This is a genomic window from Streptosporangium sp. NBC_01639, assembly GCF_045209755.1.
Classification (GTDB): domain Bacteria; phylum Actinomycetota; class Actinomycetes; order Streptosporangiales; family Streptosporangiaceae; genus Streptosporangium.
The window spans coordinates 6,137,345-6,159,948 of the sequence record NZ_CP109272.1 but is presented as its reverse complement, the minus strand read 5'-3'; the positions used below and the strand labels follow the sequence as shown (position 1 = coordinate 6,159,948).

Sequence of the window (22,604 nt, the reverse complement as noted above, 5' to 3'; positions counted from 1 at the left end):
TACGGCACGACCGGTCCGTCGATCTTCTCCTCGCGCCCGCCGACCGGAAAAGTGATCGTCTTCAACCCTCATCGGACAGCAAGGGCATCCAATAAGGGAATGACTCCGGCAACCGGTCCGGAAAAGCAGAAAACCCCCGAAAGCAGATGCCTTCGAGGGGGTTCACCGATGTAGCCCCGACCGGATTCGAACCGGCGCTACCGCCTTGAGAGGGCGGCGTCCTAGGCCACTAGACGACGGAGCCTTGCGAAATGACAGTGGTAGTCCCGACCGGATTCGAACCGGCGTTACCGCCTTGAGAGGGCGGCGTCCTAGGCCACTAGACGACGGGACCATACACACTGTCGTCGGATCCGGGGGGCCGGATCCGCAGCACCCTCCAAGAGAGGGTGCAGCTGGGGTACCAGGACTCGAACCTAGAACAACTGAACCAGAATCAGCCGTGTTGCCAATTACACCATACCCCACCGCGCTTGACCCCCTTGCGGGGCTCGTTGGCGACTCCGAAAGAATAGCCCAGGTTGGGGGCCAAGACCAAAACGATTGGCGACGACCCGACCCGGGTGACGCCGGAGTGCGGCCGCGGGTCCGTTATGTAACGCTGCTAGCTGAGATCTATCCGCATGTGAGGAGCCTGTCCCTTGGCTGAGAACCCCTTCTTCGCCCCCAGCGCGCTGCCCTACGCGCTGCCGAACTTCGGTGAGATCCGGGAGGAGCACTACCTGCCCGCGTTCGAGCGCGGCATGGCCGACCAGCTGCGGGAGGTCGAGGCGATCGCCGGTGATCCCGCCCCGGCGACCTTCGCCAACACGATCGAGGCCCTGGAGCGCTCGGGCCAGATCCTGAAGCGGACCGCGACGGCCTTCTTCAGCATCGCCTCCTCCGACGCCACCGACGGCATCCGGAAGATCGAGACCGAGATCTCCCCCCGGCTGACCAAGCACGGCGACGCCATCCACCTCAACCGCGCCCTCTACCGGAGGATCAAGCAGGTCACCACCGAAACCCCGGAGGAGGCTTGGCTGCTGGAGAAGTACCGGGTGGACTTCGTCCGGGCCGGCGCCGACCTGTCCGAGTCCGAGCAGGAACGGCTGAAGGGGCTCAACGAGGAGCTGACCAGGATCGCCACCGCCTTCCCGCAGAACCTGCTGACGGCCTCCACCGCCTCGGCGCTGGTCGTCCAGGACGTCAAGGAGCTCGACGGTCTCTCTGCGAGCACGGTCAAGGCGATCGAGAAGGACGGCACCTACACCCTGCCGCTCCTCAACTTCACCAACCAGCCCGCCCTCGCCGAGCTGACCGACAGGCGGACCCGCCGGAGGCTGTACGAGCTGTCGGTGAACCGGGCGCCGGAGAACTTCGACCTGGCCGTCAAGCTGGCGACGCTCCGCGCCGAGCGGGCCGCCCTGCTCGGCTACCCCAACCACGCCGCCTACTCCGTCGCCGACCAGACGGCCAAGACCACCGAGGCGGTCGAGGAGATGCTCGGCAAGCTGGTGGGCCCGGCGATGGCCAACGCCCGCCGCGAGGCGGAGCTGTTGAGCGAGGAGGCCGGCTTCCCGATCGAGGCGTGGGACTGGTCCTTCTACGCGGAGAAGGTGCGCAAGGCCCGCTACGACTTCGACAGCTCCGAGCTGCGCCCCTACTTCGAGCTGGACCGGGTGCTGCGGGACGGTGTCTTCCACGCGGCCGGCGAGCTGTACGGGATCACCTTCACCGACCGGGACGATCTGGCCGGCTACCACCCGGACGTGCGGGTCTTCGAGGTGTTCAACGCGGACGGCTCAGCGCTGGGCCTGTTCCTGTTCGACCCCTACGCCCGGCCGACCAAGCGCGGCGGCGCGTGGATGAACAACCTGGTGGACCAGTCGCACCTGTTCGGCGACCTGCCCGTGGTGATGAACAACCTCAACATCACCAAGCCCGCCGAGGGCCCGACCCTGCTGACCTTCGACGAGGTCAACACCGCCTTCCACGAGTTCGGCCACGCTCTGCACGGCCTGTTCTCCGACGTCCGCTTCCCGCGGGTCTCCGGGACCGAGGTACCGCGCGACTTCGTGGAGTACCCCTCGCAGGTCAACGAGATGTGGGCCACCTGGCCCTCGGTGCTCGCCAACTTCGCCAAGCACCACGAGACCGGCGAGCCGGTGCCCGCGGAGCTCCTGGAGAAGATGAGGGCAGCCGAGAAGTTCAACCAGGGCTTCGCGACCGTGGAGTATCTCGCCGCGGCGCTGCTCGACTGGGCCTGGCACAAGCTGGCCGCCGGAGAGACGGTCGAGAACGCCGAGACGTTCGAGACGGCGGCCCTGGAGCGCGCCGGGATCGCCTTCGACCTGGTCCGCAGCCGTTACCGGACCAACTACTTCGCGCACATCTTCTCCGGCGGCCTGGGCAGCTACAGCGCGGGCTACTACTCCTACATCTGGAGCGAGGTGCTGGACGCCGAGAGCGTCGAGTGGTTCAAGGAGAACGGTGGCCTGCTGCGCGGCAACGGCGACCACTTCCGGTCCACCCTGCTGTCGGTCGGCGGCTCCAAGGACGCGCTGGAGGCGTTCCGCGACTTCCGCGGCCGCGACCCGCGCATCGAGCCGCTCCTGGAGCGCCGCGGCCTGGCCTGACGGCGCCACCGCACGTACGGCCCGCCCACCGGACGGGCCGTACGGCTCCACCCTCCGCGTGCCGCTTGACCGCGACGCTCCACGGCGTCGAGCTCGTCGAACATTCGTCACGCATTCGTGGAACGACCGTCGGGATCAGCGGCCGAGTTCGGCCAGCGCGGCCCTGAGCCACTCCTTCTCGGCCTCGCCGGTGGCTCGGGCGATCAGGAGCATGCCGCGGTGGAACGGATCGGGGACCTCCTCGGCCCGCAGCGGCCTGCCCCCTTCGTAGAAGAAGCTGGCGGGAGCCTCCAGGAAGTCGAGGCGACGGCGGAGCACCCGGGCCCGGTCGGTGCGGTCGGGGAGCTGCGACAGGAAGGTCAGCAGGCCGAAGAACCGGGTCTGGTCGCTGATGTCCAGGTCCGCGGGCTCGCGGAGCCGGCGCAGGAGCTCCGCCCGTCCCGCCTCGGTCAGGGTGAGGACCTGGCGGCGGGCGGCGCCCGCCCCCTCCTCCTCGTGCCGCTCCAGCAGCCGGGCCTTCTCCAGCCTGGCGATCGCCGGGTAGAGGGCTCCGTCGCTGACCGGACGGAGGTGGCCGCTCAGCTCCAGAATCCGGGTTTTGAGCTCGTAGCCGTGCATCGGTCCCGCCCCGAGAAGACCGAGGATCGACAGGGTCAGGTCGCCACTTGCCATGAAAGCATCGTAACGCTATACCTCTAAAAGAGATAAATCGAAACGAGGTATAACTGTGAAGCTGGTCCGCCTTGCCCTGCCCGTCTACGTGGAGTTGCTGACCGCCGTGGTCGCGGTCGGCCTGATCGACCTGCTCTGGGTCTCCGGCTTGGGCAGCCGGGCCGTGGCCGCGGTGACGGTCGCGACCACCGCCGAACACCTCGCCCTGGGCGTCATCCTCGCCGTCCAGACCGGGACCACCGTCCTGGTCGGCAGACGCGACGGCAGGGAGCCGATCCAGCCGGTGATCCGTACGGCGTGGCTGCTCTGGGCGGTGACAGCCCTGGTGGTGGCGGTCCCCGGCGTGCTGCTGCGTGAACCACTCGCCCGGCTCTTCACCGCCGACGCGGTGACGGCCGGCCTGACGGCCGACTTCTTCCTGGTCTCCTTCGCCGGGATCCCGGTCTTCTTCGCCCAGTCACTGGTGGACGGGATCTTCAAGGGACGCGGTGACACCACGACCCCGATGCGCACCGCCCTGCTCTGCAACGTGCTGGTGATCGGACTCGACCCGCTGTTCATCTACGGGTTCGGCTTCGGCGTCCAGGGAGCGGCGGCGGCGACCGTGCTGGCGCGGGCGGTCACCCTCGCCGTCGCGCTGATCCTCCTGGCACGACGGACGCCCCGCGACCGGACGGCACGGGCCAACCGCGTGGACGCGGTGGCCATCGTCCGCACCGGCCTGCCCATGTCCGGGGACTTCCTGGCCAGGTCCCTCGTCGGCATGGTCCTGGTGGAGGTGATCGGCGGGTTCGGCACCGTGGCACTGGCGGGCTACGGCATCGGGACGAAGATCATGCTGGCCGGGGTGATGGCCTTCTACGCCCTCCGCCAGGCCGCCATGGTCCTGACGGCCCGCTCAGGCGAACCGGGACCCGCCCTCCGGTACGGCCTGACCGCGGGCCTGGCCGTCGCCGTCGTGCTCAATGCCGTCGCCGTGCCCGTGGCCGGTCTGTTCACCGGCGACCCGGCGGTGGCCGCCGAGGCGGTGAGCTTCCTGCGCTGGATGACGCTCTATCTCGTCCCGTTCGGCGGGCTGATCTCCGTGGGCGGGGTGCTCCAGGCGAGCGGGAGGGGGAGCAGGCTGCTCACCGCCACTCTGGCGGGTTTCGCGATCCAGCTCCCTCTCGCCTACGTCCTCAGTGCCGTACTCGGTCCCACCGGCGTCTGGCTGGCGATGGCCACCGGCGCCGCGCTCACCCTCGCGCTCATCGGGGGCCCGGCCCTCCGGTCCCGGCCCCCGCGCGACGGTGCCGGCTCAGCCCTGGAGCCGGGTGAGGGCGGCGCGGATCCGGTCCATCGTGCGCTCCCGGCCGAGCACCTCGATCGACTCGAACAGCGGTAGGCCGACGGTCCGGCCGGTGACGGCCACCCGGACGGGCGCCTGGGCCTTGCCGAGCTTGAGGCCGTGCTCGGCCCCGACCTCCTCCAGTGCCGACTTGAGCGACTCCGGGTCCATGTCGACCTTCTCCAGGCGGCCGAGGTAACCGGTGAGAATCTCCGCGGCGGAGGTCTTCATGGCCTTGTCCCACGACGCCTGGTCGAAGACGGGCTCGTCCAAGAAGAGGAAGTCCACGTTCGCGGTGATCTCCGACAGGACCGCAATGCGGGTCTGGGCGAGCTCGGCGACCCTGGTGAAGGTCTCCCGGTCCCAGTCGGGCTCCAGCCACGGCTCGCAGCGGGCGACGAAGGTCGCGAGCGGCAGCGCCCGGATGTACTCGCCGTTGAAGGCGCGGAGCTTCTTCTCGTCGAAGAAGGCGTTGGAGGAGATGACGTTCTCCAGGCGGAACAGCGGGACCATCTCCGACCACGGCATGATCTCGCGGTCGCCGCCGGGGCCCCAGCCGAGCAGCATCAGGTAGTTGACCATCGCCTCCGGCAGGTAGCCCTCGTCGCGGTAGGACTCCAGGGCGACCTTGTCGCGGCGCTTGGACAGCTTCTTGCGCTGCTCGTTGACGATGACCGGGGTGTGCGCCCAGACGGGGGGCTGCGCGCCCAGCGCGGGCCACAGCAGCTCCTGGCGGGCGGCGTTGGGCATGTGCTCCTCGCCGCGGATCACGTGGGTGACCCGCTGCGTGATGTCGTCGACGGCGTTGGCCAAGACGTAGAGCGGGGACCCGTCGCTGCGCGCGACGACGAAGTCCTCCTGCGCGTCGTTGGGGAACTCCACCCTGCCCCTGATGACGTCGTCGACCACGGTGACGCCCTCGTCTGGGGTGCGGAAGCGCACCGCCCCACCGGTCAGGCCCCTGTCGCGGCAGAAGCCGTCGTAGCCCCGGTGCTCGGAACCGGTCCGCGCCTGGACCTGCTCGCGGGTGCAGTCGCAGTGGTAGGCCTTGCCGTCGGCGAGCAGCTTGGCGACGGCCTCGCGGTGCTGCGGCTCGTAGGCCGACTGGAAGTAGGGGCCCTCGAAGATCGGGTTGTCGCCGTCGATCCCGATCCAGGCGAGGGCCGAGAGGATGCCCTCGGTCCACTCGGGACGGTTGCGGGTGGCGTCGGTGTCCTCCACACGCAGGATGAACGTGCCGCCGGACTGCTCGGCCAGCGCCCAGTTGAACAGCGCCGCGCGGGCGCTGCCGACGTGGAACATGCCGGTGGGGGACGGAGCGAAACGAACCCTAGTCACGGGAGACCACCCGGTTGGTGAGAGTGCCGATTCCTTCGATGCCGACGCTGACCTCGTCGCCGACGTCCAGCGGGCCGACCCCGTCGGGCGTCCCGGTGAGGATGACGTCGCCGGGGATCAGGGTCATGACCGCGCTCACGTGGGCGATCAGCGTCGGGATGTCGTACATGAGCTTGGAGGTGCGGGAGCTCTGCTTGACCTCGCCGTTCACCGTCGTGGTGATGGCCAGGTCGGCCGGGTCGAGATCGGTCTGGATCCACGGGCCGAGCGGGCAGAACGTGTCGAAGCCCTTGGCGCGGGTGAACTGCACGTCCTTCTTCTGCAGGTCCCGGGCCGTGACGTCGTTGGCGCAGGTGTAACCGAACACGACCTCGTGGGCCCGCTCGGCGGGGACCTCCCGGCAGAGCCTGCCGATGACCACGGCCAGCTCACCCTCGAAGTCGACATGCCGGGTCAGCCCGGTCGGGTAGGCGATGGCCTCCCCCGAACCGATCACCGAGGTGGACGGCTTCAGGAAGACCAGCGGCTCGTCGGGGACCTCGCCGCCCATCTCACGGGCGTGGTCGGCGTAGTTCTTGCCGATCGCGACGACCTTGCTGGGCAGCATCGGCGCGACCAGTTTGACCTGCGAGAGCGAGTGACGCTCACCGGTGAGCTGGATCGGGCCGAACGGGTGCCCGGAGATCGCGGCGATGAACTCCTCGCCGGGTCCGCCCTCGACCACACCGAAACCGACACCGTCGCCTGTGGAGAACCTCGCTATACGCACACGACAAGGCTAACCGCGCGCGGAGTGCCGCCGGACCACCGCCCGGGTGCCGGGCCGGGGGCGCCGGGCACCACCGAGGACGTATCACATATCACTATATAAACCATCAAAGCACATACAAACCATACAAAAGTTATTAAACATATCAATCATGTACATACAGGATTTCCCCAGGAAAAGGTATGTGATGGTTGCTGTTCTTATGGGGGGTATGACGCCTTATAGGCAATATGGGGAAGCACACGATCTTCCCCCCGGGGGAAGGAACCGACGTGACCGAAGCCAACACGGTGAACACGCCGTCAAGGGGCGACGAGACATCGGTGCCGCGAGCTCGGCCCGGCACCGGCGGAAACCAGGGGAACCTGGTGACCTCCAAGGGAACCACGACCATCGACGGCGGAGTCGTCTCGAAGATCGCCGGAATGGCGGCCCGCGAGGTGTCCGGTGTCTACGACATGGGCGCCGGCACCGCACGGGCACTCGGCGCCGTCCGCGGCATGGTGGGCGGCGAGAAGAGCGTCACCCAGGGCGTGTCCGTCGAGGTTGGCGAGCGACAGGCGGCGGCCGACCTGGACCTGGTGGTCGAATACGGAGTGGCCATCCCCGACGTCGCCGCCGCCGTGCGCCGCAACGTGATCATGGCCGTCGAACGCATGACCGGGCTCGAGATGACCGAGGTCAACATCAAGGTCAACGATGTCCACATGCCCGGCCAGGAGAAGGAAGACGAAAAGGGGAAGGCCGAGGAACTCGAACAGGGTCCGCGCGTCCGGTGAGCGATCTCGCGCAGGAGATAGCCGACACCGTACGGCGATGCCCCGATGTCGCCGACCTGTCGAGCGGCCCGTTCGGCACCGTGGCGACATATCTGCCCGGCGAGAGGGTCTCCGGCGTCGCCGTCCGGGACGCCGACGTCGAGGTGTCCATCGTCGCCCAGTTGGGGCGGCCGCTGCCGGAGATCGCCGAAGAGGTGCGGACGGCGGTCGCCCCGCTGGTGGGCGACCGTCCGGTGAATGTCTATATCGGAGGTATTCGATGAACCAGTTCCCCGTATGGAGCGTCGCCGGCATGTTCGTCGGCATCATCCTGGGTCTCGCCGGAGCCTTCGGCGGTCTCGGCGCGTTTCTCCTGGTGCTCGTTCTGGGCGCCGTCGGACTCCTGGTCGGCCGCATCGTCGAAGGCGGCGAGATCGACCTGTCCCGGATGGGTGTGAAGCGCCGATGACCACCCCGGTCGAGCACCGCGCCGCGTCTCCCGAAGCGACCGCGGACACCCACGACCTCCCCGCCCAGCGGCCGGAGGGCGACTCCGCCATGGAGGCGGCCGGGCAGTCCATTCGGCCGGTGCGGCCCGCCGTACCGGCCGAGCGGCGGGGGAAGACCGACATCCCGGGGCGGGTGGTGTCACGTATCGCGGCCCGCGCGGCCGGAGAGGTCGCGGGGGTGCGAGAGGTCCGTGAACGGAAGCCGCTGGCCTTCGGGGGAGGCACCCACGCCGCCGTGGACGGAGAGCTCACGACGCTGCACCTGGACGTGTCCGTGGAGTATCCGACTCCGCTCCTGCAGGTCACCGAGGCGGTCCGGAGGCACGTCGCCGACCGGGTCCACATGCTCACCGGGCTGCACATCGGCCATATCGACATCGACGTGACCGACGTGCTGCCGCCCCAAGGAGAGGATCACGGATGACGGTCCCCGCCTCCTCGTCGCCGACCCCGGCCTCCGGTGCGCATCCCGCGCCGGAGAGCACGACCGCACCCGGCGCGGAGATCATGGAACGGCCCTCGCCCCCGTCCGCCGGAGTCCCCAGGAACCGGGCGGCGGACCGGGCGGCGAACCGGGCCTTCCGCCCGCGCCGGGTGGTCCCCGCTGTGATCACGGCCGCCCTGATGACCCTGCTCGGCGTCCTGGTCGCGGTGGAGGCGGTCTCCGCCCTGCTGGGCAGGTCGGTGCGCTGGATACCGTACGACCGGATCCTGGGCTGGGCGTCGTCGACGCCGTGGAACAGCCCGCAGGTGCTGCTGGGCGGGAGCGTGCTCACCGCCCTGGGCCTGCTCCTGGTGCTGCTCGCGCTGGTTCCGGGGCAGCCCCGGCTCATCCCGGCCAGAACCGGCGACCCCGACCTGATCATCGGCATGCAGCGCCGGGGCTTCACCCGTTCCCTGGCCCACGCCGCCCGGCAGGTGGAGGGGGTCGACCACGCCCGGGTGACGCTGCACGGCAGGACCGCGCAGGTGCGGGCGGACAGTTCCCTGCGGGACACCACCGGGCTGGCCGAGGCCGTCCGGCAGGCCGTCACCGGCCGGATCGCCGCGCTCTCTCCGGTCGACGACCATCCCGTACGGGTGAATGTGCGAGGACGGTGATCGCCATGGACAGGAAGACCCCGAGGGGCAACCGGCTGGGACTGCTGATCGTGGGACTGCTGCTGACGGTCCTCGGCGGCCTCGCCGTCGCCCGTGGCACGGGTGCCTTCTCCCGGATCGGAGGTCCGGCCGGGGAGCCGCTCGTCAACGGCCCGGTACGCGACACCTTCATCCGCTCCCCGTGGCTGTGGTGGGTGGTCGCCGGTGCCGGAGTCGTACTGGCCCTGCTCGGCCTGCGCTGGCTGCTGGTCCAGGGACGGCACTCCAGGCTGGGCGACATGCGCCTGGCGAGCGGCCCCGGCGGTTTCACCGACGTCCACACCGGTGGCGTGGCCGCCGCGATGGCCGCCGACGTCAGCGCGCACCCCGCGATCCTCGGCGCCAGCGCCGCGATGGTCGGCACGGACGCGCATCCGGCGGTACGGCTGCGCGTGGTGGCCGACGAGACCCTCCCCATGGAGGCGATCCGCGAGCAACTGGACGGGGTGGCCATCCCGCGCATGCGCCGGGCGTTGGAGACCGAGCACATCCCGGCCGTCGCCCAGGTGAGCCTGGAGGAACCGCCACGGAACCGCAGGACCGTCGCCTGACGGAGCGTTGACCGTAGAGTGGTCGGCGGAACCAACGCTTCGAGGAGACGATGTGCCTTCGGTCGTGAAGATAAATGCACTGACGGTTTCGGCGGAGATGCGCCAGGAGCTGGAGCGCCGATTCTCCGGGCGCGCCGGGATCGTGGAGTCGGCGGACGGGTTCGAGTGGTTCGAGCTGCTCCGCCCGGTGGACGGCACCGACCGGTATCTGGTCTACACCCGCTGGCGCTCCGAGGAGGACTTCAAGCGCTGGACCGACAGCCAGGCCTTCCAGAGGGGTCACGCCCAGGCCGGCGGACAGCAGGGGCCGGAGGGGCAGCAGGGTCACGGCCACGGCCAGGGACCCGCCGGGCAGGGTCACGGCCACGGCCAGGGACCCGCCGCCAGCGGGGCCGAACTCTGGTCGTTCGAGGTCGTCCAGAGCACCGGTCCGGCGTCCGGGTCCTGACCGTCGGGCGAGCGCGCCGGCTCAGCGGTCCAGCGCGTTCGCCTCGATCCGGCCGGCGAGGCCGTCACGGACGAACCTCGCCGCCAGGCTGTCCGGCTTGCGTCCCGCCTGGTCCCTGAAGCACGCGAGGAACTCCTCGCCGAATCCCAGCCGGGGGTGGCGCTCCAGCACCTCGGCCCGGAGCCCGGCGGGGAAGTCCTCCGGCCGCCGGCCGGAGACGTCCAGCGCGGTGGAGAGCTCCAGCAGGTGACCTTCGGGGTCCTGGGCGACGTCCACCTCGTCCCACATGTGGCGCACGATCACCTCCGAGGCGCGCACGCGCCGCTCGACCGGCCAGCCGGCCCCGGCGCCGAAGACCCACGCCAGGTGCCCACCGGCCTCCTCGAACGGCACGGTGTGGCTGTCGAACTCCTTGACCAGGCCGATGTCGTGCAGCATCGACGAGACGTACAGCAGCTCGGCGTCGAAGGCGATGCCGTTCATCGTCCCGTAGGCCGCCGCCCACAGGTAGGCCCGCACGGAGTGGTTCAGCAGGGCGGGCGGACAGTAGGCGGTGGCGACCTCCAGCGCGCCACGGGTGGCGGAGGTGTCGGGGATCACGATGTCGGCGAATCTCATGGGTCCACCCTGCCGTGGCGGGGAACGGCAGGCGAACGACGCCCTGTCCGCTCGTGCCCCGATGCGCCGCGAGGCCTTCGGCGGGCCCGCGTCGACGGACGTGGCGGTCCCCGTGCCCGGCTGATGAGCCGGAACTGGCGCGATCATCGTGCTGGATGGCCGGAATCGCTCTCCCGAGTACGGCCGGCGCCGGCGGACTGTCAGACTGGAGTAATGAAGCGAGCACTGATCGTTATCGATGTCCAGAACGAGTACTTCACCGGCAACCTGCCCATCATCCACCCTCCGCGCGAGGAGAGCCTGGCGGCCGTGCTGACCGCCATGGACACCGCACGCGAGCACGGTGTCCCGGTGATCCTGGTCCAGCACACCTCACCCGCCGGAGCTCCGCTGTTCGGCGCCGGCGGCCACTCGTGGGAGCTGCACAAGGAGGTGGGAAGCAGGCCGTACGACCACCTGCTGGAGAAGACGATGGCCTCGTCCTTCGCCGGGACGGATCTGGCCGGGTGGCTGGACACCCGGGGGATCGACACGCTGACCGTCGCCGGCTACATGACGCAGAACTGCGACGAGTCCACCGCCCGCGACGCCTACCACCGGGGCATGACCGTGGAGTTCCTGTCGGACGCGACCGGCACGCTCGCCCTGGCCAACCGGGCGGGCAGCGTGACGGCCGAGGAGCTGCACAACCACGTGCTGGTGGTGATGGACTCCAACTTCGCCTCGGTGGCCACCACCGCCGAGTGGGCCGCCGCCGTCAAGGCCGGAGAGCCCCTGCCCCGCCCCAGCATCTGGGCCAGCACGCGGGGGACGGGCGGATGAGGGAGCCGGGGGAGATCGCCGCGCACCGGTGCCGGTGATCTGATTCAGAGGGCGTCAAACGTCGGGTGCGCATCTAGTTGCTAACGATGTGCTGGAAGAGGTCCGTCCAACTTGACCGGTTTGATCGTATTCGGACAGCATGATCCGCCCTCTTCGTTCGGCCCGGAAGGAACTGGCGTGCGCCGCCGCACCGAAGCATTCGTCCTCTCGCTCATCCTCCTCGTGACCTGCGGCGCGGTGACCGGCGCGGCAGGAGCCGCGGCGCAGGTCAAACGCACGACCGAGTGTCAGGGCGACTGGTTACCGGCGACCCCGATATCTCCGGACATCATGAGCGGCGAGCTGGGGTTCCTGGACCTCGATCCGGTGAAGGTGGGCAAGAACGTCAACTGGCGTACCGACCCTTACCACAACCGCTCGTGGAGCATGGTGTTCCACTCCCTGCGCTGGATGGGCCGCCTGGTCGCCGACTACGAGACCACCGGGGAGGCCGCCTACCTGACCCGTGCCACCGAGATCGCCAAGGACTGGGTGACGGACAACCCCCGGCGCGGAGGTCCCAATGCCAGCCCCTACGCCTGGCAGGAGCACCCGATCGCGCTGCGGGCCCCCGCCCTGGTCTGCCTCAGCAAGCACGTCAACGCACCCTGGCTGTCCAGGAGCCTGGCCGAGCACGCCGCGATGCTGTCCGACCCGAAGCTGTACGAGAAGGGCCACAACCACGGCATCGACCAGGACATCGCACTGCTCGGCATCGGCTGCCGGTACGGCAACGGCACGTGGTCCGGGCTCGCCGTCAAGCGGCTGACCGAGACGGTGAAGCTCGACGTCGACTCCCAGGGCGCGCTGCGCGAGCAGGCCCCGCGCTACGCGATCTACGTCCATGAGCGGCTCAGCGTCGCCATGGACAGGATCAAGGCGTGCGGCCGGAAGGTGCCCGGCGAGATCACCCGGCGGTGGCAGTCGCTGGAGGACTTCATCTCCCACTCCACCCAGCCAGGCGGGTTCATGGTCCCGATCGGGGACGGCGGCGCGGACGTACGGCCGGTCGGGTACGACCACCCGAAGCAGACCGTGCGGGTGTTCGGCAACGGCTACGTCTACGGGCGCACCGCCTGGGAGAAGCCCGAGTCCGCGTTCTACTCCATCCGCTTCGGTCCCGGCCAGAAGTACCACGGCCACGAGGACCACCTCGGCGTGACCTACTACGCCCAGGGCCACGACGTCCTGGTCGACGTGGGCTTCCACTCCTACGAGAACACCGGCTACCGCCGCTGGACGATGTCCACCGAGGCGCACAACACGCCGGCCGTCGCCGGCGCCGCGTTCCGGGGCGGTACGGCCACCAAGCTGAGCAGATCCTCGATCGGGGACGACCGGCAGAGCTACCGGCTGACCGACAGGGCCTACGGCGTGCCCAGGACCCGTTCGGTGCTGGTCAACCACGAGCAGGACGTGATGGCCGTGCTGGACACCGTCCCCAAGGGTGCCAAGGTCACCAACCTCTGGCACCTCGCCTCCGAGCTGTCGGTCGTGTCCGACGGCGGCGGCCAGGTCGTCGTCAAGGACAAGGCGGGCTGGAAGGCGACGCTGGTCCAGGTGTCGATGCCCTCCTGCAAGCCCGTCAGCGGCCTGAAGGTGGTCCGTGGCCAGTCGAACCCCTACCAGGGCTGGGTCTCCCCCGCCTACCTGCAGAAGCAGCCCGCTCCCACGGTCGTCTCCCCCGCCTCCGCGGACCCGCTGCTCACCGTCGTGGTGCCCGGCACCGACAAGCCCTCGGTCTCCTGCTCCGGTGGCAAGGTGAAACTGGAGACCTCCACCGGCCCGGTCAGCTTCCGGGTCGGCGGCGCTGACCTCTCCTGAGCCCTCCTCGGAGCCCGCCCGGGGTACGGGCCGGCCGTACCCCGGGCGGGGGCGGATCAGCCGGCGGAGTGGCCCGCCTTGAGCAGCCCGTAGGTGACGGCCTGCTCAAGGGCCTGCCAGGAGGCCTCGATGATGTTCTCGTCGACGCCGACGGTGGTCCATGCACCGGTCGCGTCACTGGAGGTGAGGAGCACCCGGGTGACCGCGTCGGTGCCGTGGGTGCCCTCCAGGATCCGGACCTTGAAGTCGGTCAGCTCGACCTCGGCCAGCTCGGGGTAGAGCTGCTCCAGCCCCAGCCGGACGGCCCTGTCCAGGGCGTTGACCGGGCCGTTGCCCTCGCCGGTGGCCACGATGCGCTCGCCCTTGGCGTGCAGCTTGACGGTGGCCTCGCTGACCAGCTCGCCGCCACGGGTGCGCTCGACGATCACCCGCCATGACTCCACCTCGAAGTGGCGCCTGCGCTCGCCCGCCACGGTGTCGCGCAGCAGCAGCTCGAAGGAGGCGTCGGCGGCCTCGAAGGTGTGGCCCCTGGCCTCCAGGTCCTTGACCCGGTCCACCAGCTCGCGCGACGTCTCGGGAGAGAGCTCGTAACCCAGCTCGCGCCCCTTGAGCTCGACGGACGCGCGACCGGCCATGTCGGAGACGAGCATGCGCATGTCGTTGCCGACCTCGACCGGGTCGATGTGCTGGTAGAGGTTGGGGTCCACCTTGATGGCGCTGGCGTGCAGCCCCGCCTTGTGTGCGAAGGCGGAGACGCCCACGTAGGGGGCGTGCGAGTTCGGGGTGACGTTGGTGACCTCGGTGACCGCGTGCGCGATCCGGGTCATGTCGGCCAGCGCCTCCCGCGGGACGAGGTCGAAGCCCCGCTTGAGCTGGAGGTTGGCCACGACGGTGAACAGGTTGGCGTTGCCGGACCGCTCGCCGTACCCGTTGGCGCAGCCCTGCACGTGGGTGGCGCCCGCCTTCACCGCGGCCAGGGTGTTGGCCACCGCGCAGCCGGTGTCGTCGTGGCAGTGGATGCCGATCCGGGCGGAGGTCTGCACGGCCGCGTGGACGACCTCGGCGAGCTCGTCGGGGAGCATGCCGCCGTTGGTGTCGCACAGGGCGATGACCGAGGCGCCCGCTTCGGCGGCGGTGCGCAGGACCTCCAGCGCGTAGGCCGGGTTGGAGGCGTAGCCGTCGAAGAAGTGTTCGGCGTCGAGGAAGACCCGCTGCCCCTCCGCACGGAGGTGGGAGACCGTGTCGCGGATCATCGCGAGGTTCTCCTGGAGAGTCGTGCGGAGGGCCAGTTCCACGTGCCGGTCGTGACTCTTGGCGACAAGGGTCACGACCGGCGCGCCGGATTCGCGCAGGGCGGCCACCAACGGGTCGTCGGCTGCCTTCACTCCGGCTCGGCGGGTCGCGCCGAACGCGGCGAGCTGCGCGTGCTTCAGGTTGAGCTCTGTTTGAGCCCGTCTGAAGAACTCGGTGTCCTTCGGATTGGCGCCGGGCCAGCCCCCCTCGATGAAACCGACGCCAAGACCGTCCAGATGGCGTGCGACGGCCAGCTTGTCGGTCACCGTGAGGTTGAGACCCTCCTGCTGGGCGCCGTCACGCAGTGTGGTGTCGTACACATGGAAGCGGTCGTCGGCCATGTCAGTCTCCTTCGCGGGTTCGATGATTCGCCGCGCGCTCATCCGGCTCTGAGAAACAAAAAAACCCCTCACGGACGTGAGAGGTCTGCGCGCTGGCGGTGTCCCTTTTCAGCCAGCGCGCCTGCCGATAATGAGCAGACCGTAGAACATGATGCTTCGGAGTCTGCCATACGCCGACACCATTTGACACATCGATCTCAGGATCCGAGATGTACGGCCCGCCGGCCCGGCGCCGGACCGCTCCTTCACGGCCGCCGACACGGGGGCGGGTTCCCGCCCCGGGCCGGCGATCGATGAGGAGAATGGCGGCCATGAAAGCGACTTATCTCGACCCGGCCATCGGGCAGTACCTCAGCGCGCACACCACCCCGCCCGACGACGTCCTCGACGCGCTCGCCATGGAGACCCGCGAGGCCACCGGCGAGAGCGCGGGCATGCAGATCTCCCCCGACCAGGGGCGGTTCCTGACCATGATCACCCAGCTCGGCCGCGCACGGAACGTGGTGGAGGTGGGCACCTTCACCGGCTACTCCTCCATCTGCATCGCCCGGGGACTGCCCCCCGGCGGCAGGCTGAGCTGCTTCGACGTCAGCGAGGAGTGGACGGCGATCGCCCGGCGCTACTGGGAGAAGGCGGGGGTCGCCGACCGCATCGAACTGCGGGTCGGCCCCGCCGCCGAACGCCTGAAGGAGCTCGCGCCCGAACAGGCCGTGGACCTGGCGTTCATCGACGCCGACAAGATCGGCTACCCCGTCTACTACGAGGCCCTGCTGCCCCGCCTCGCCCCGGGCGGCCTGATCCTCGTCGACAACACCCTGTGGAGCGGGCGCGTCGCCGACCCCACCGCCGACGACGACAGCACCCGGGCCATCCGCGAGTTCAACGACATGGTCATGGCCGACGGCCGGGTGACCTCACTGATCCTGCCCATCGCCGACGGGCTCACCATGATTCGAAAGCACTGACGAGAACTTCCCCGAACCCCGGGCGGGCGGGAATCTTTGCGATTACTTTTAGTCGCGTGTCAAACACGTTGCGCCCACCCGCGCGGAGGGGAAGATGAACCCATGGGACTGCTCATGGACAGACAGGTCACCTACCAGATCAACGATCGAGCAGAGGTCGAACGGCTCTACCTGGAGCTCGTCGATCGATTCGAGAAGCATCGGATCGAGATCATCGACGGCCGGATCGTGGTGAGGGAGTTGCCCACGCTCACCCATGCTCGAATCGTCTACCGGTTGCTGCTCCAGCTCGTCTCGGTCGCCATCGAGCAGGGGTGGGAGCTCCTGCAGGAAACCAAGATCTTCCTGAACAGCCAGGCGGATCGCTATGAGCCTGATCTCATCGCCGTCCCGGCCACGGCACGTCAGTGGGATCCCAACCACGTGTACGCGGACGCCACCTTCCTGGTCGTCGAAGTGGTCTCTCCAAGCAGCATCCACGATGATCATTTCGTCAAGCCTCGGAACTGCGCCCGAGCGGGCGTTCCGCTCTATCTGGCCATCGACGCACTTGAGAACAGGGTCAGGCTGCTCAGTTGTCCAAGTGAGGCTGGATACACCGACGAGGTATCGGTGAAACTCGGTGATCCCCTCGATCTTCCGGCACCGTGGAATCTCACGATCGACACCGGCAAGCTGATCGAGGAGTAGGCCGTACGCACAGGGAAGCCCGGCCGGGTGGGAGGCCGGGCTTCTCTCGTGTGCCGGTCAGCAGATCTTGTGGACCCAGCTGTGCGCGTCGGGGCGGGAACCGTACTGGATGCCGACGAGCTCCTCGCGGATCCGGGCGGTGACGGGACCCTGGGTGCCGTCGCCGACCGTCCAGGCGCGGTCGGCGCCCTTGACCGAACCGACGGGGGACACGACCGCCGCGGTGCCGCAGGCGAAGACCTCGGTGAGCTCGCCGGACTCGCAGCCCGCCTGCCACTCCTCGATCGACAGGCGCCCCTCCTCGGCGGTCAGGCCCAGGTCGGCGGCGAGGGCGAGGATCGAGTCGCGGGTGATGCCGGGCAGGAGCGTGCCGGTGAGGGCCGGGGTGAGCAGACGGTCGCCGTAGACGAAGAACAGGTTCATCCCGCCCATCTCCTCGACATAGCGGTGCTCGTTCGCGTCGAGCCAGACCACCTGGGCGCAGCCCTGTTCGACGGCCTGGCGCTGGGCCACGAAGGCCGCCGCGTAGTTGCCGCCGCACTTGGCGAAGCCGGTGCCGCCCGGGGCCGCGCGGGTGTACTCGGTGGACAGCCAGACCGAGACGGCCTTTTCGGCGCCGAAGTAGGCGGCCGCCGGGGAGGCGATCACCATGTACCGATACTCCCTGGAGGGGTAGTTGACACCCAGCGCGGCCTGCGTGGCGATCATGAAGGGGCGCAGGTAGAGGCTATGGCCCGGGGCGGTGGGGACCCACTCGCGATCGGTCTGGACGAGGAGCTCCAGCGACTCGACGAACGTCTCCTCGGGCAGCTCCGGCATGGCCATCCGCTGCGCCGACAGGTTGAACCGGGCGGCGTTGGCGTACGGCCGGAAGGACGCGATCGCGCCGCCCTCCTGGCGGTAGGCCTTCAGTCCTTCGAAGAACTCCTGGGCGTAGTGGAAGACCGCGGTCGCCGGATCCAGGCTCAGTGGTCCGTACGGCATGAGCCGCGCGTCATGCCAGCCCTCGCCCTCGGTGTAGTCGATCGAGATCATGTGATCGGTGAAGGTCTGCCCGAAACCCGGGTTCGCCAGTACCTGCTCGCGCTCGGCTGCGGTGCGCGCGTGGTCGGAGGGCTGCACGTCGAAGCTGAGCTTCTGAGCGGTGGTCATGACGGAAATCCTTCTCTTTGTGATGGTCTGCCGTTGAGTCCATTCTGCAATGGACCGGCTAACGGGAAACTACTGCATTGATGTCGCAAACCGGCAGGGCCGGGACAGACGAAGACGCGCCTGGCGGCTCGAGAGCCGCCAGGCGCGTCTGAGGTGGAGGAAGGCGGCTCTCTCAGCCGGTTACTCGGGCGGCGATGTCGTCGCCGATCTCATCGGTGGTCCGCCCGGCCCGGCCGGCCAGCCGCTCGACCAGATCATCGGCCACCGCCTGCTCGACCCTGGCGGCCTCGCCGGACAGGCCGAGGTGGTCCAGGAGCATGGCGACGGACAGGACGGTCGCGGTCGGATCGGCCTTGCCCTGGCCCGCGATGTCGGGGGCACTGCCGTGCACCGGCTCGAACATGCTCGGCGCGGTGCGGTCGGGGTTGACGTTGCCGCTGGCCGCCAGGCCGATGCCGCCGGCGATGGCGGCGCCGATGTCGGTGAGGATGTCGCCGAACAGGTTGTCGGTGACGATCACGTCGAACCGCTCCGGCTGGCTGACGAAGAACATCGAGGCCGCGTCGACGTGGCAGTAGTCGGTCTCGACGTCGGGATATTCCAGGCTGACCCGGTCGAACGTGCGGGCCCAGAGGTCACCGGCGTAGGTGAGCACGTTGGTCTTGTGGACCAGCGTCAGCTTCCTGCGCGTCCGGCCGAGCGCCTTGTCGAAGGCGTAACGGACGACCCGTTCGACGCCGAAGGCCGTGTTCACCGAATCCTGGGTGGCGACCTCGTGCGCCGTGCCCCGGCGCAGCACGCCGCCGGCCCCGGCGTACGGCCCCTCGGTGCCCTCACGGACGACGATCATGTCGACGTCCTCGGGGCGGGCCTTGCCCAGCGGGGACTCGACCCCGGGGAAGAGCTTGACCGGGCGGAGATTGACGTAGTGGTCGAGCTCGAAGCGGATCTTGAGTAGCAGATCGCGCTCCAGGATGCCCGGGGGCACGCTGGGGTCGCCGATCGCGCCGAGCAGGATCGCGTCGTATCCCCGCAACTCGTCCAGGACCGTCTCGGAAAGGATCTCACCGGTCTTGTGGTAGCGCTTGGCGCCAAGATCGTAGGTGGTGGTCTCCACCTTCGCGCCGACCGCTTCGAGGACCTTCAGGCCCTCGGTGACGACCTCTGCTCCGATCCCGTCTCCGGGGATGACTGCCAGGCGAATGTTACGCGCGTCCATACCGGAACCCTACCGCCCCGTCTCGGTAGACGAACACCCATCTCACCCATCGGACAGTCTGCGCCCGCAAAACCCCCTGATCGTTTTGTCCGCTTTTGCGCGGTCTTGACCCTTTCGTGAAGTTTCGTTATGGTCCTCTGCATTCGAACCGATGCCTAATCCGTGCAGGTCGTCCCCCCTTTCGGTCTGCACGGAGCCGGGGAACCACTTCCGGGGTCCACGGCCGCCCGGGACATCGCTCCGCATGCCGGAGCCGTGTCTCAGGCCGCCTGCACGGGATCCCTTGGGGCGAATCAGCGCTTTTCTCGCGCCGTAGGGCGGCCTCCACGCCCGAGCCCGACAGCTAACCCGGCCGGCCTTATGGAAGGAACCATCTTGTCCGGCAAGATCTACCCCCGTGTCCTGCCCCTTTTCGTGGCCGGCGCCGCCGTGTTCGCGACCCCCTCCCTCGCCCTGGCGGACGCCCCCCTCCCCTCCCCCGAACCCGCCGCCGAGGCTCCGACGATCCCCGGCGCCAAGCCCGCGGCCGAGATCCCGATGCTCACCCCTCCCAAGCCCGCGACCGGGACGCAGACGCTCACCGGCGCCAAGCTGAAAGAGGCCCTCACCGCCAAGGCCCCGGTCCCCGCCTGGAAGAAGGCCGTGAAGTGGGCCCTGTCCAAACGTGGCACGCCGTACGTCTGGGGCGCCACCGGCCACGGCGGCTTCGACTGCTCCGGCCTGATGCTCCGTGCCTACGGCGCCGCCGGGATCAAGCTGCCCCGCGTCACCTACGACCAGTACGCGGCGTTCTCCAAGAAGGTCTCCTGGAAGAACCTCAAGCCCGGCGACCTGGTCTTCTTCCACGGTCTCGGCCATGTCGGCATGATCAGCAAGCCCGGCTACATGGTCCACGCCCCGCAGACCGGCGACGTGGTCAAGGAGGAGAAGCTCACCGCCTGGCGCCGTGACAGCTTCGCCGGCGCCGTCCGCCCCGACCGTGAGGGCGTCAAGCTCTCCATCGAGCAGGCCAAGCTCGCCGCCGCACCCGCCCCCACGACGCTCGCGGCCCAGTCCTGAGCAGTGGGGCGCCGCGTGAACGGGAGGCGAGGCACCCGGCGCATCGGGTGCCTCGCCTCCGTGTACTGCGGCTATTCCTTCTTCCACTCGCCGCATTTGACGTCGCCTGTGCGGTACTTGACGCACGCCCGGACACCGTATCCAGGATTGGACAGGTACTGGACCCCCGCGAAGTAGGTGCCGTCCCCTTGCGAGACCACCGTCTTCGGTCCGCAGATCCGCCCGTCGGTGCGCTCCAGGTAGATCTTCATTCCCTTCCACTTGGTCGTTACCGTGGCAGCGTTCTTGTCCGAGATACGCAGCTGTGAATGCTTCACCTTGGTCGATCCGAACGTAAAGCTGTAGGGAGAGCCGAAGGTGTAGGAGTAATCCGGATACCCCGGTCCTGATGCACACTTGCTCGCCGCGGCGAACTCTCGATCTTCTGTCATTTCAGCATGTGCCGCGGGCCCAACGGACAGTGCGACGACCGAAGCCAAAGCCGTGACAGCGGCCGACCTCCATCGGTTCATGCCAACCACCCCTTGCCGTGTTCGGCACCGCAGTTGCGATGCCTCCACCACCGTCTCCGGCGGTGGCCACGAGTGACAAGCGGTTCATCGTCCCGTGTCGTGGTGGGACATCCGTGCACGCGACTACCAGCCATTTCGTCCCGAGCGCGGGACGGCATCATCGGCCCGATAAGTGATCAGCAAGGGCGTCTCGGTCACCCGAATCGAGTCGCCTGGTCGCAGCGCTGCGGTCGTGCCGTCGATGCCGGTGAGTGATTCGGCACCGGGGCCCGCAGTGGTATCCGCCGTACCCGTATGGGTCCAGCGGACGATCAATCGGCGGTCCGTCTCGTCGATGAACTCACACTGCCACGCGTTGCCGGGCAATCCTGCGGGAGACCCCTGCCCGCAGCCGCGCAGCCGGGTCCCGACCAGCCACCGCTGGAGCGTCTCCACCGCGAGTCCCGCCCCGGTCGGCGGGGTCCCCTCCGCCTGCAGCACCAGCGGTAGCCGACCGGATCCCCAGTTGTAGAAATACATCCGCGCCAGGCCGAATTCTCTGCCGTAGAGCCCGGCGAGATAGAAACGCATCGCGTAGTCGACGGAGCGTCGCCGATCGAGCGAGCCCTGCAGGGGGATGTCATACGTGGTGCCCGTATTCCACAACGCAGGATGGACGCCGGCCGCGTGCATGGTGCTGTCAATCTCGGTGAGCAGCCGCACGAGCGTCTCCGGCGGGTCGGTGGCGTGGCGCTGGTGCAGCTTCACGCCGGCGGCGTCGCAGTGCTCATAGCCTCCCAGCTCGGCGAACCTGCGCAGGATGTCGCGCCCTTTGGCCTGCCACAGCTGTCCCATGGAGGGGCACACGATGACAGCGTCGGGGTCGGCGGAACGCACAATCGTCGCTGCCCTTCGCGTCATCTCCACCAGAGTGTCGACCGACCCAGAGTAGAACCTCGGGTCGGTGGCATAGGCCCACAACTCGTAGGCTTCCAGCCTGCCCCGATATCGCTCGACGAGAGCACGGACGAATCGGTCCCAGTCGGCTAGGTCGTCCGGCGGCGCGGTACGCGAACCATCAGGGTAGGCGCCTTTCGGCGAGTTCGGTGCTGCCCACTGCGGCGTACCGCCCAGCACGAACAGCGCGGGCAGGTCCGCGTGCCGCGCACCGTCGACCAGCCTGTCGAGCGTGGCCCAATCGAAACGGTCCCGCTGCGGCTGCAGGTTCGCCCATCGCGTGTGGCTGTCCCACAACCGCACGCTGCCAACCCTGAACGACGGCATCGCGCCGGTGGTGCTGTTCGTCGTCACGCCGAACAGCGCCGAGGGCACCGAATCCGGATCCGTCACCCAGGAGAGAGCGGCAATCGGTTCGGTGGACGCGACACCAGTCGTGTTCGGCGTGCTCGAATGGACCAGGAGGAACGTGAGTAGGACAAGCGCGGCGAGCGCCCCGACCGTCAACCGCCTGTGGCGCCGACCGGCGGCCTGTGGCCTGCTTGCCCTTATGGCGGGCGGGTCCTTCATCGGTCGCGACGGCTGCGGAGATTTCCCGGTCGAGCACCGCCACCGGAGTAGCAGGTCGTTCAGCTCCTGGCCGGAGGCGCCGCATGCCTGACCGATCTTCGCCACCAGTTGGTAGTCCGGCGGGTTGCCACGCCCGGTGCAGTAGCGATGCAGCGCGGAGCTACTGGTGTAGGTCCGCCGGGCCAACTCCGCATAGCTCAGGCCGCTGCGCTGCTTCAACTCCGACAAGAGCCCGGCAAGGTCATCCCGTTGCCGCTCCACGGCCATGCCGATGCCCCCCGTGGCTAGCGCCTCCGCGACAGGCTGCCACGATATGTCCCATCGTGAAGCCGAAACGGCGGACTAACTAATGTCCTGCGCCGTAAATCCTTCGGGTTGTGCGGCAGGGTCCACGGCTGGCTGATGGTCGCAGTCATCGTGCTGCTGAAGGTTCG

Annotated in this window: 23 protein-coding genes, 3 tRNA genes and 1 riboswitch; of the genes, 14 read left to right on the top strand and 12 right to left on the bottom strand. The window is 68.8% G+C overall.

All coding sequences use genetic code 11. The annotated features are described in order from the left end of the window. Window positions 1–171 precede the first annotated feature (171 nt). From OHA77_RS28185 to OHA77_RS28175, 3 genes are all read right to left on the bottom strand, one after another. Window positions 172–244, bottom strand: a tRNA-Glu gene (locus OHA77_RS28185). 14 nt (window positions 245–258) lie between these two features. Next, a tRNA-Glu gene (locus OHA77_RS28180) sits at window positions 259–334 on the bottom strand. 61 nt (window positions 335–395) lie between these two features. Then, window positions 396–467, bottom strand: a tRNA-Gln gene (locus tag OHA77_RS28175). A gap of 174 nt (window positions 468–641) precedes the next feature. On the opposite strand from OHA77_RS28175, the gene OHA77_RS28170 reads away from it, so the two are divergent. Beyond that, complete coding sequence (locus OHA77_RS28170; protein WP_406312439.1) at window positions 642–2,618, top strand: M3 family metallopeptidase; 1,977 nt, start codon at window positions 642–644, stop codon at window positions 2,616–2,618. Window positions 2,619–2,753: 135 nt separating this feature from the next. On the opposite strand, the gene OHA77_RS28165 is transcribed toward OHA77_RS28170, so the two are convergent. Beyond that, window positions 2,754–3,290, bottom strand: coding sequence for a PadR family transcriptional regulator (locus OHA77_RS28165; RefSeq protein ID WP_326825176.1), 537 nt, complete (start codon window positions 3,288–3,290; stop codon window positions 2,754–2,756). 55 nt (window positions 3,291–3,345) lie between these two features. Between OHA77_RS28165 and OHA77_RS28160 the strand changes: the two genes are divergently transcribed. Next, window positions 3,346–4,674, top strand: coding sequence for an MATE family efflux transporter (locus OHA77_RS28160; protein ID WP_406312438.1), 1,329 nt, complete (start codon window positions 3,346–3,348; stop codon window positions 4,672–4,674). On the opposite strand, the gene gltX is transcribed toward OHA77_RS28160, so the two are convergent. Together gltX and OHA77_RS28150 are read right to left on the bottom strand one after the other, a co-directional pair. After that, complete coding sequence (gene gltX / locus OHA77_RS28155; RefSeq protein ID WP_406319884.1) at window positions 4,588–5,919, bottom strand: glutamate--tRNA ligase; 1,332 nt, start codon at window positions 5,917–5,919, stop codon at window positions 4,588–4,590. The two genes, OHA77_RS28160 and gltX, sit on opposite strands and share 87 nt — an antisense overlap. A gap of 28 nt (window positions 5,920–5,947) precedes the next feature. Beyond that, entirely contained in the window at window positions 5,948–6,724 is a 777-nt protein-coding gene (locus OHA77_RS28150) for a fumarylacetoacetate hydrolase family protein (protein ID WP_326825178.1), read from the bottom strand. Window positions 6,725–6,996: 272 nt separating this feature from the next. On the opposite strand from OHA77_RS28150, the gene OHA77_RS28145 reads away from it, so the two are divergent. From OHA77_RS28145 to OHA77_RS28115, 7 genes are all read left to right on the top strand, one after another. After that, window positions 6,997–7,503: an Asp23/Gls24 family envelope stress response protein gene (locus OHA77_RS28145; RefSeq protein ID WP_406312437.1), complete on the top strand. Its 507-nt coding sequence runs from the start codon at window positions 6,997–6,999 to the stop codon at window positions 7,501–7,503. After that, window positions 7,500–7,766 (top strand): hypothetical protein, encoded by a 267-nt coding sequence (locus OHA77_RS28140; RefSeq protein ID WP_406312436.1) that lies wholly within the window; start codon window positions 7,500–7,502, stop codon window positions 7,764–7,766. The genes OHA77_RS28145 and OHA77_RS28140 overlap by 4 nt, the downstream gene beginning before the upstream one ends. Then, complete coding sequence (locus OHA77_RS28135; protein WP_326825181.1) at window positions 7,763–7,951, top strand: hypothetical protein; 189 nt, start codon at window positions 7,763–7,765, stop codon at window positions 7,949–7,951. Before OHA77_RS28140 ends, OHA77_RS28135 begins: the two co-directional genes overlap by 4 nt. Continuing rightward, a complete protein-coding gene (locus OHA77_RS28130; RefSeq protein ID WP_326825182.1) occupies window positions 7,948–8,415 on the top strand; it encodes an Asp23/Gls24 family envelope stress response protein in 468 nt (155 codons plus the stop codon). Before OHA77_RS28135 ends, OHA77_RS28130 begins: the two co-directional genes overlap by 4 nt. Beyond that, window positions 8,412–9,092, top strand: a complete 681-nt coding sequence (locus OHA77_RS28125; RefSeq protein ID WP_406312435.1) for a DUF6286 domain-containing protein — start codon at window positions 8,412–8,414, stop codon at window positions 9,090–9,092. The genes OHA77_RS28130 and OHA77_RS28125 overlap by 4 nt, the downstream gene beginning before the upstream one ends. A gap of 5 nt (window positions 9,093–9,097) precedes the next feature. Then, window positions 9,098–9,682 carry a hypothetical protein gene (locus OHA77_RS28120; RefSeq protein ID WP_406312434.1) on the top strand — a complete coding sequence of 195 codons (585 nt, stop codon included), beginning with the start codon at window positions 9,098–9,100 and terminating at the stop codon, window positions 9,680–9,682. A 97-nt stretch (window positions 9,683–9,779) separates the two neighbouring features. Further along, on the top strand, window positions 9,780–10,130 hold the full coding sequence (locus tag OHA77_RS28115) for an antibiotic biosynthesis monooxygenase family protein (RefSeq protein ID WP_406319883.1): 351 nt from the start codon (window positions 9,780–9,782) through the stop codon (window positions 10,128–10,130). Window positions 10,131–10,151: 21 nt separating this feature from the next. Here the strand turns inward: OHA77_RS28115 and OHA77_RS28110 are convergent, their stop codons facing one another. Next, window positions 10,152–10,748, bottom strand: coding sequence for a cyanamide hydratase (locus OHA77_RS28110; RefSeq protein WP_406312433.1), 597 nt, complete (start codon window positions 10,746–10,748; stop codon window positions 10,152–10,154). Window positions 10,749–10,961: 213 nt separating this feature from the next. Between OHA77_RS28110 and OHA77_RS28105 the strand changes: the two genes are divergently transcribed. Together OHA77_RS28105 and OHA77_RS28100 are read left to right on the top strand one after the other, a co-directional pair. Then, entirely contained in the window at window positions 10,962–11,570 is a 609-nt protein-coding gene (locus tag OHA77_RS28105) for a cysteine hydrolase family protein (RefSeq protein ID WP_406312432.1), read from the top strand. Between the two features lie 177 nt (window positions 11,571–11,747). Then, window positions 11,748–13,433: a heparinase II/III family protein gene (locus OHA77_RS28100; protein ID WP_406312431.1), complete on the top strand. Its 1,686-nt coding sequence runs from the start codon at window positions 11,748–11,750 to the stop codon at window positions 13,431–13,433. Window positions 13,434–13,489: 56 nt separating this feature from the next. Here OHA77_RS28100 and cimA read toward each other — a convergent pair whose 3' ends face one another. Beyond that, window positions 13,490–15,067, bottom strand: coding sequence for a citramalate synthase (gene cimA / locus OHA77_RS28095; RefSeq protein WP_406312430.1), 1,578 nt, complete (start codon window positions 15,065–15,067; stop codon window positions 13,490–13,492). Window positions 15,068–15,378: 311 nt separating this feature from the next. Here cimA and OHA77_RS28090 point away from each other — a divergent pair, with 311 nt between their 5' ends. Beyond that, entirely contained in the window at window positions 15,379–16,032 is a 654-nt protein-coding gene (locus OHA77_RS28090) for an O-methyltransferase (RefSeq protein ID WP_326825192.1), read from the top strand. A 102-nt stretch (window positions 16,033–16,134) separates the two neighbouring features. Next, entirely contained in the window at window positions 16,135–16,722 is a 588-nt protein-coding gene (locus tag OHA77_RS28085; protein ID WP_406312428.1) for a Uma2 family endonuclease, read from the top strand. A gap of 57 nt (window positions 16,723–16,779) precedes the next feature. On the opposite strand, the gene OHA77_RS28080 is transcribed toward OHA77_RS28085, so the two are convergent. Next, on the bottom strand, window positions 16,780–17,874 hold the full coding sequence (locus OHA77_RS28080) for a branched-chain amino acid aminotransferase (RefSeq protein WP_406312427.1): 1,095 nt from the start codon (window positions 17,872–17,874) through the stop codon (window positions 16,780–16,782). Window positions 17,875–18,046: 172 nt separating this feature from the next. Continuing rightward, the gene (locus tag OHA77_RS28075) at window positions 18,047–19,093 is read right to left on the bottom strand and encodes a 3-isopropylmalate dehydrogenase (RefSeq protein ID WP_406312426.1); all 1,047 of its coding nucleotides are present in this window, start codon (window positions 19,091–19,093) and stop codon (window positions 18,047–18,049) included. Window positions 19,094–19,235: 142 nt separating this feature from the next. After that, window positions 19,236–19,466: riboswitch (cyclic di-AMP (ydaO/yuaA leader) on the top strand. Window positions 19,467–19,468: 2 nt separating this feature from the next. On the opposite strand from OHA77_RS28075, the gene OHA77_RS28070 reads away from it, so the two are divergent. Further along, window positions 19,469–20,152, top strand: coding sequence for a C40 family peptidase (locus OHA77_RS28070; RefSeq protein WP_406312425.1), 684 nt, complete (start codon window positions 19,469–19,471; stop codon window positions 20,150–20,152). 71 nt (window positions 20,153–20,223) lie between these two features. Here OHA77_RS28070 and OHA77_RS28065 read toward each other — a convergent pair whose 3' ends face one another. Beyond that, window positions 20,224–20,664: a hypothetical protein gene (locus OHA77_RS28065; RefSeq protein WP_406312424.1), complete on the bottom strand. Its 441-nt coding sequence runs from the start codon at window positions 20,662–20,664 to the stop codon at window positions 20,224–20,226. 123 nt (window positions 20,665–20,787) lie between these two features. Further along, window positions 20,788–22,437 (bottom strand): helix-turn-helix domain-containing protein, encoded by a 1,650-nt coding sequence (locus OHA77_RS28060; protein ID WP_406312423.1) that lies wholly within the window; start codon window positions 22,435–22,437, stop codon window positions 20,788–20,790. Between the last annotated feature and the right edge of the window lie 167 nt (window positions 22,438–22,604).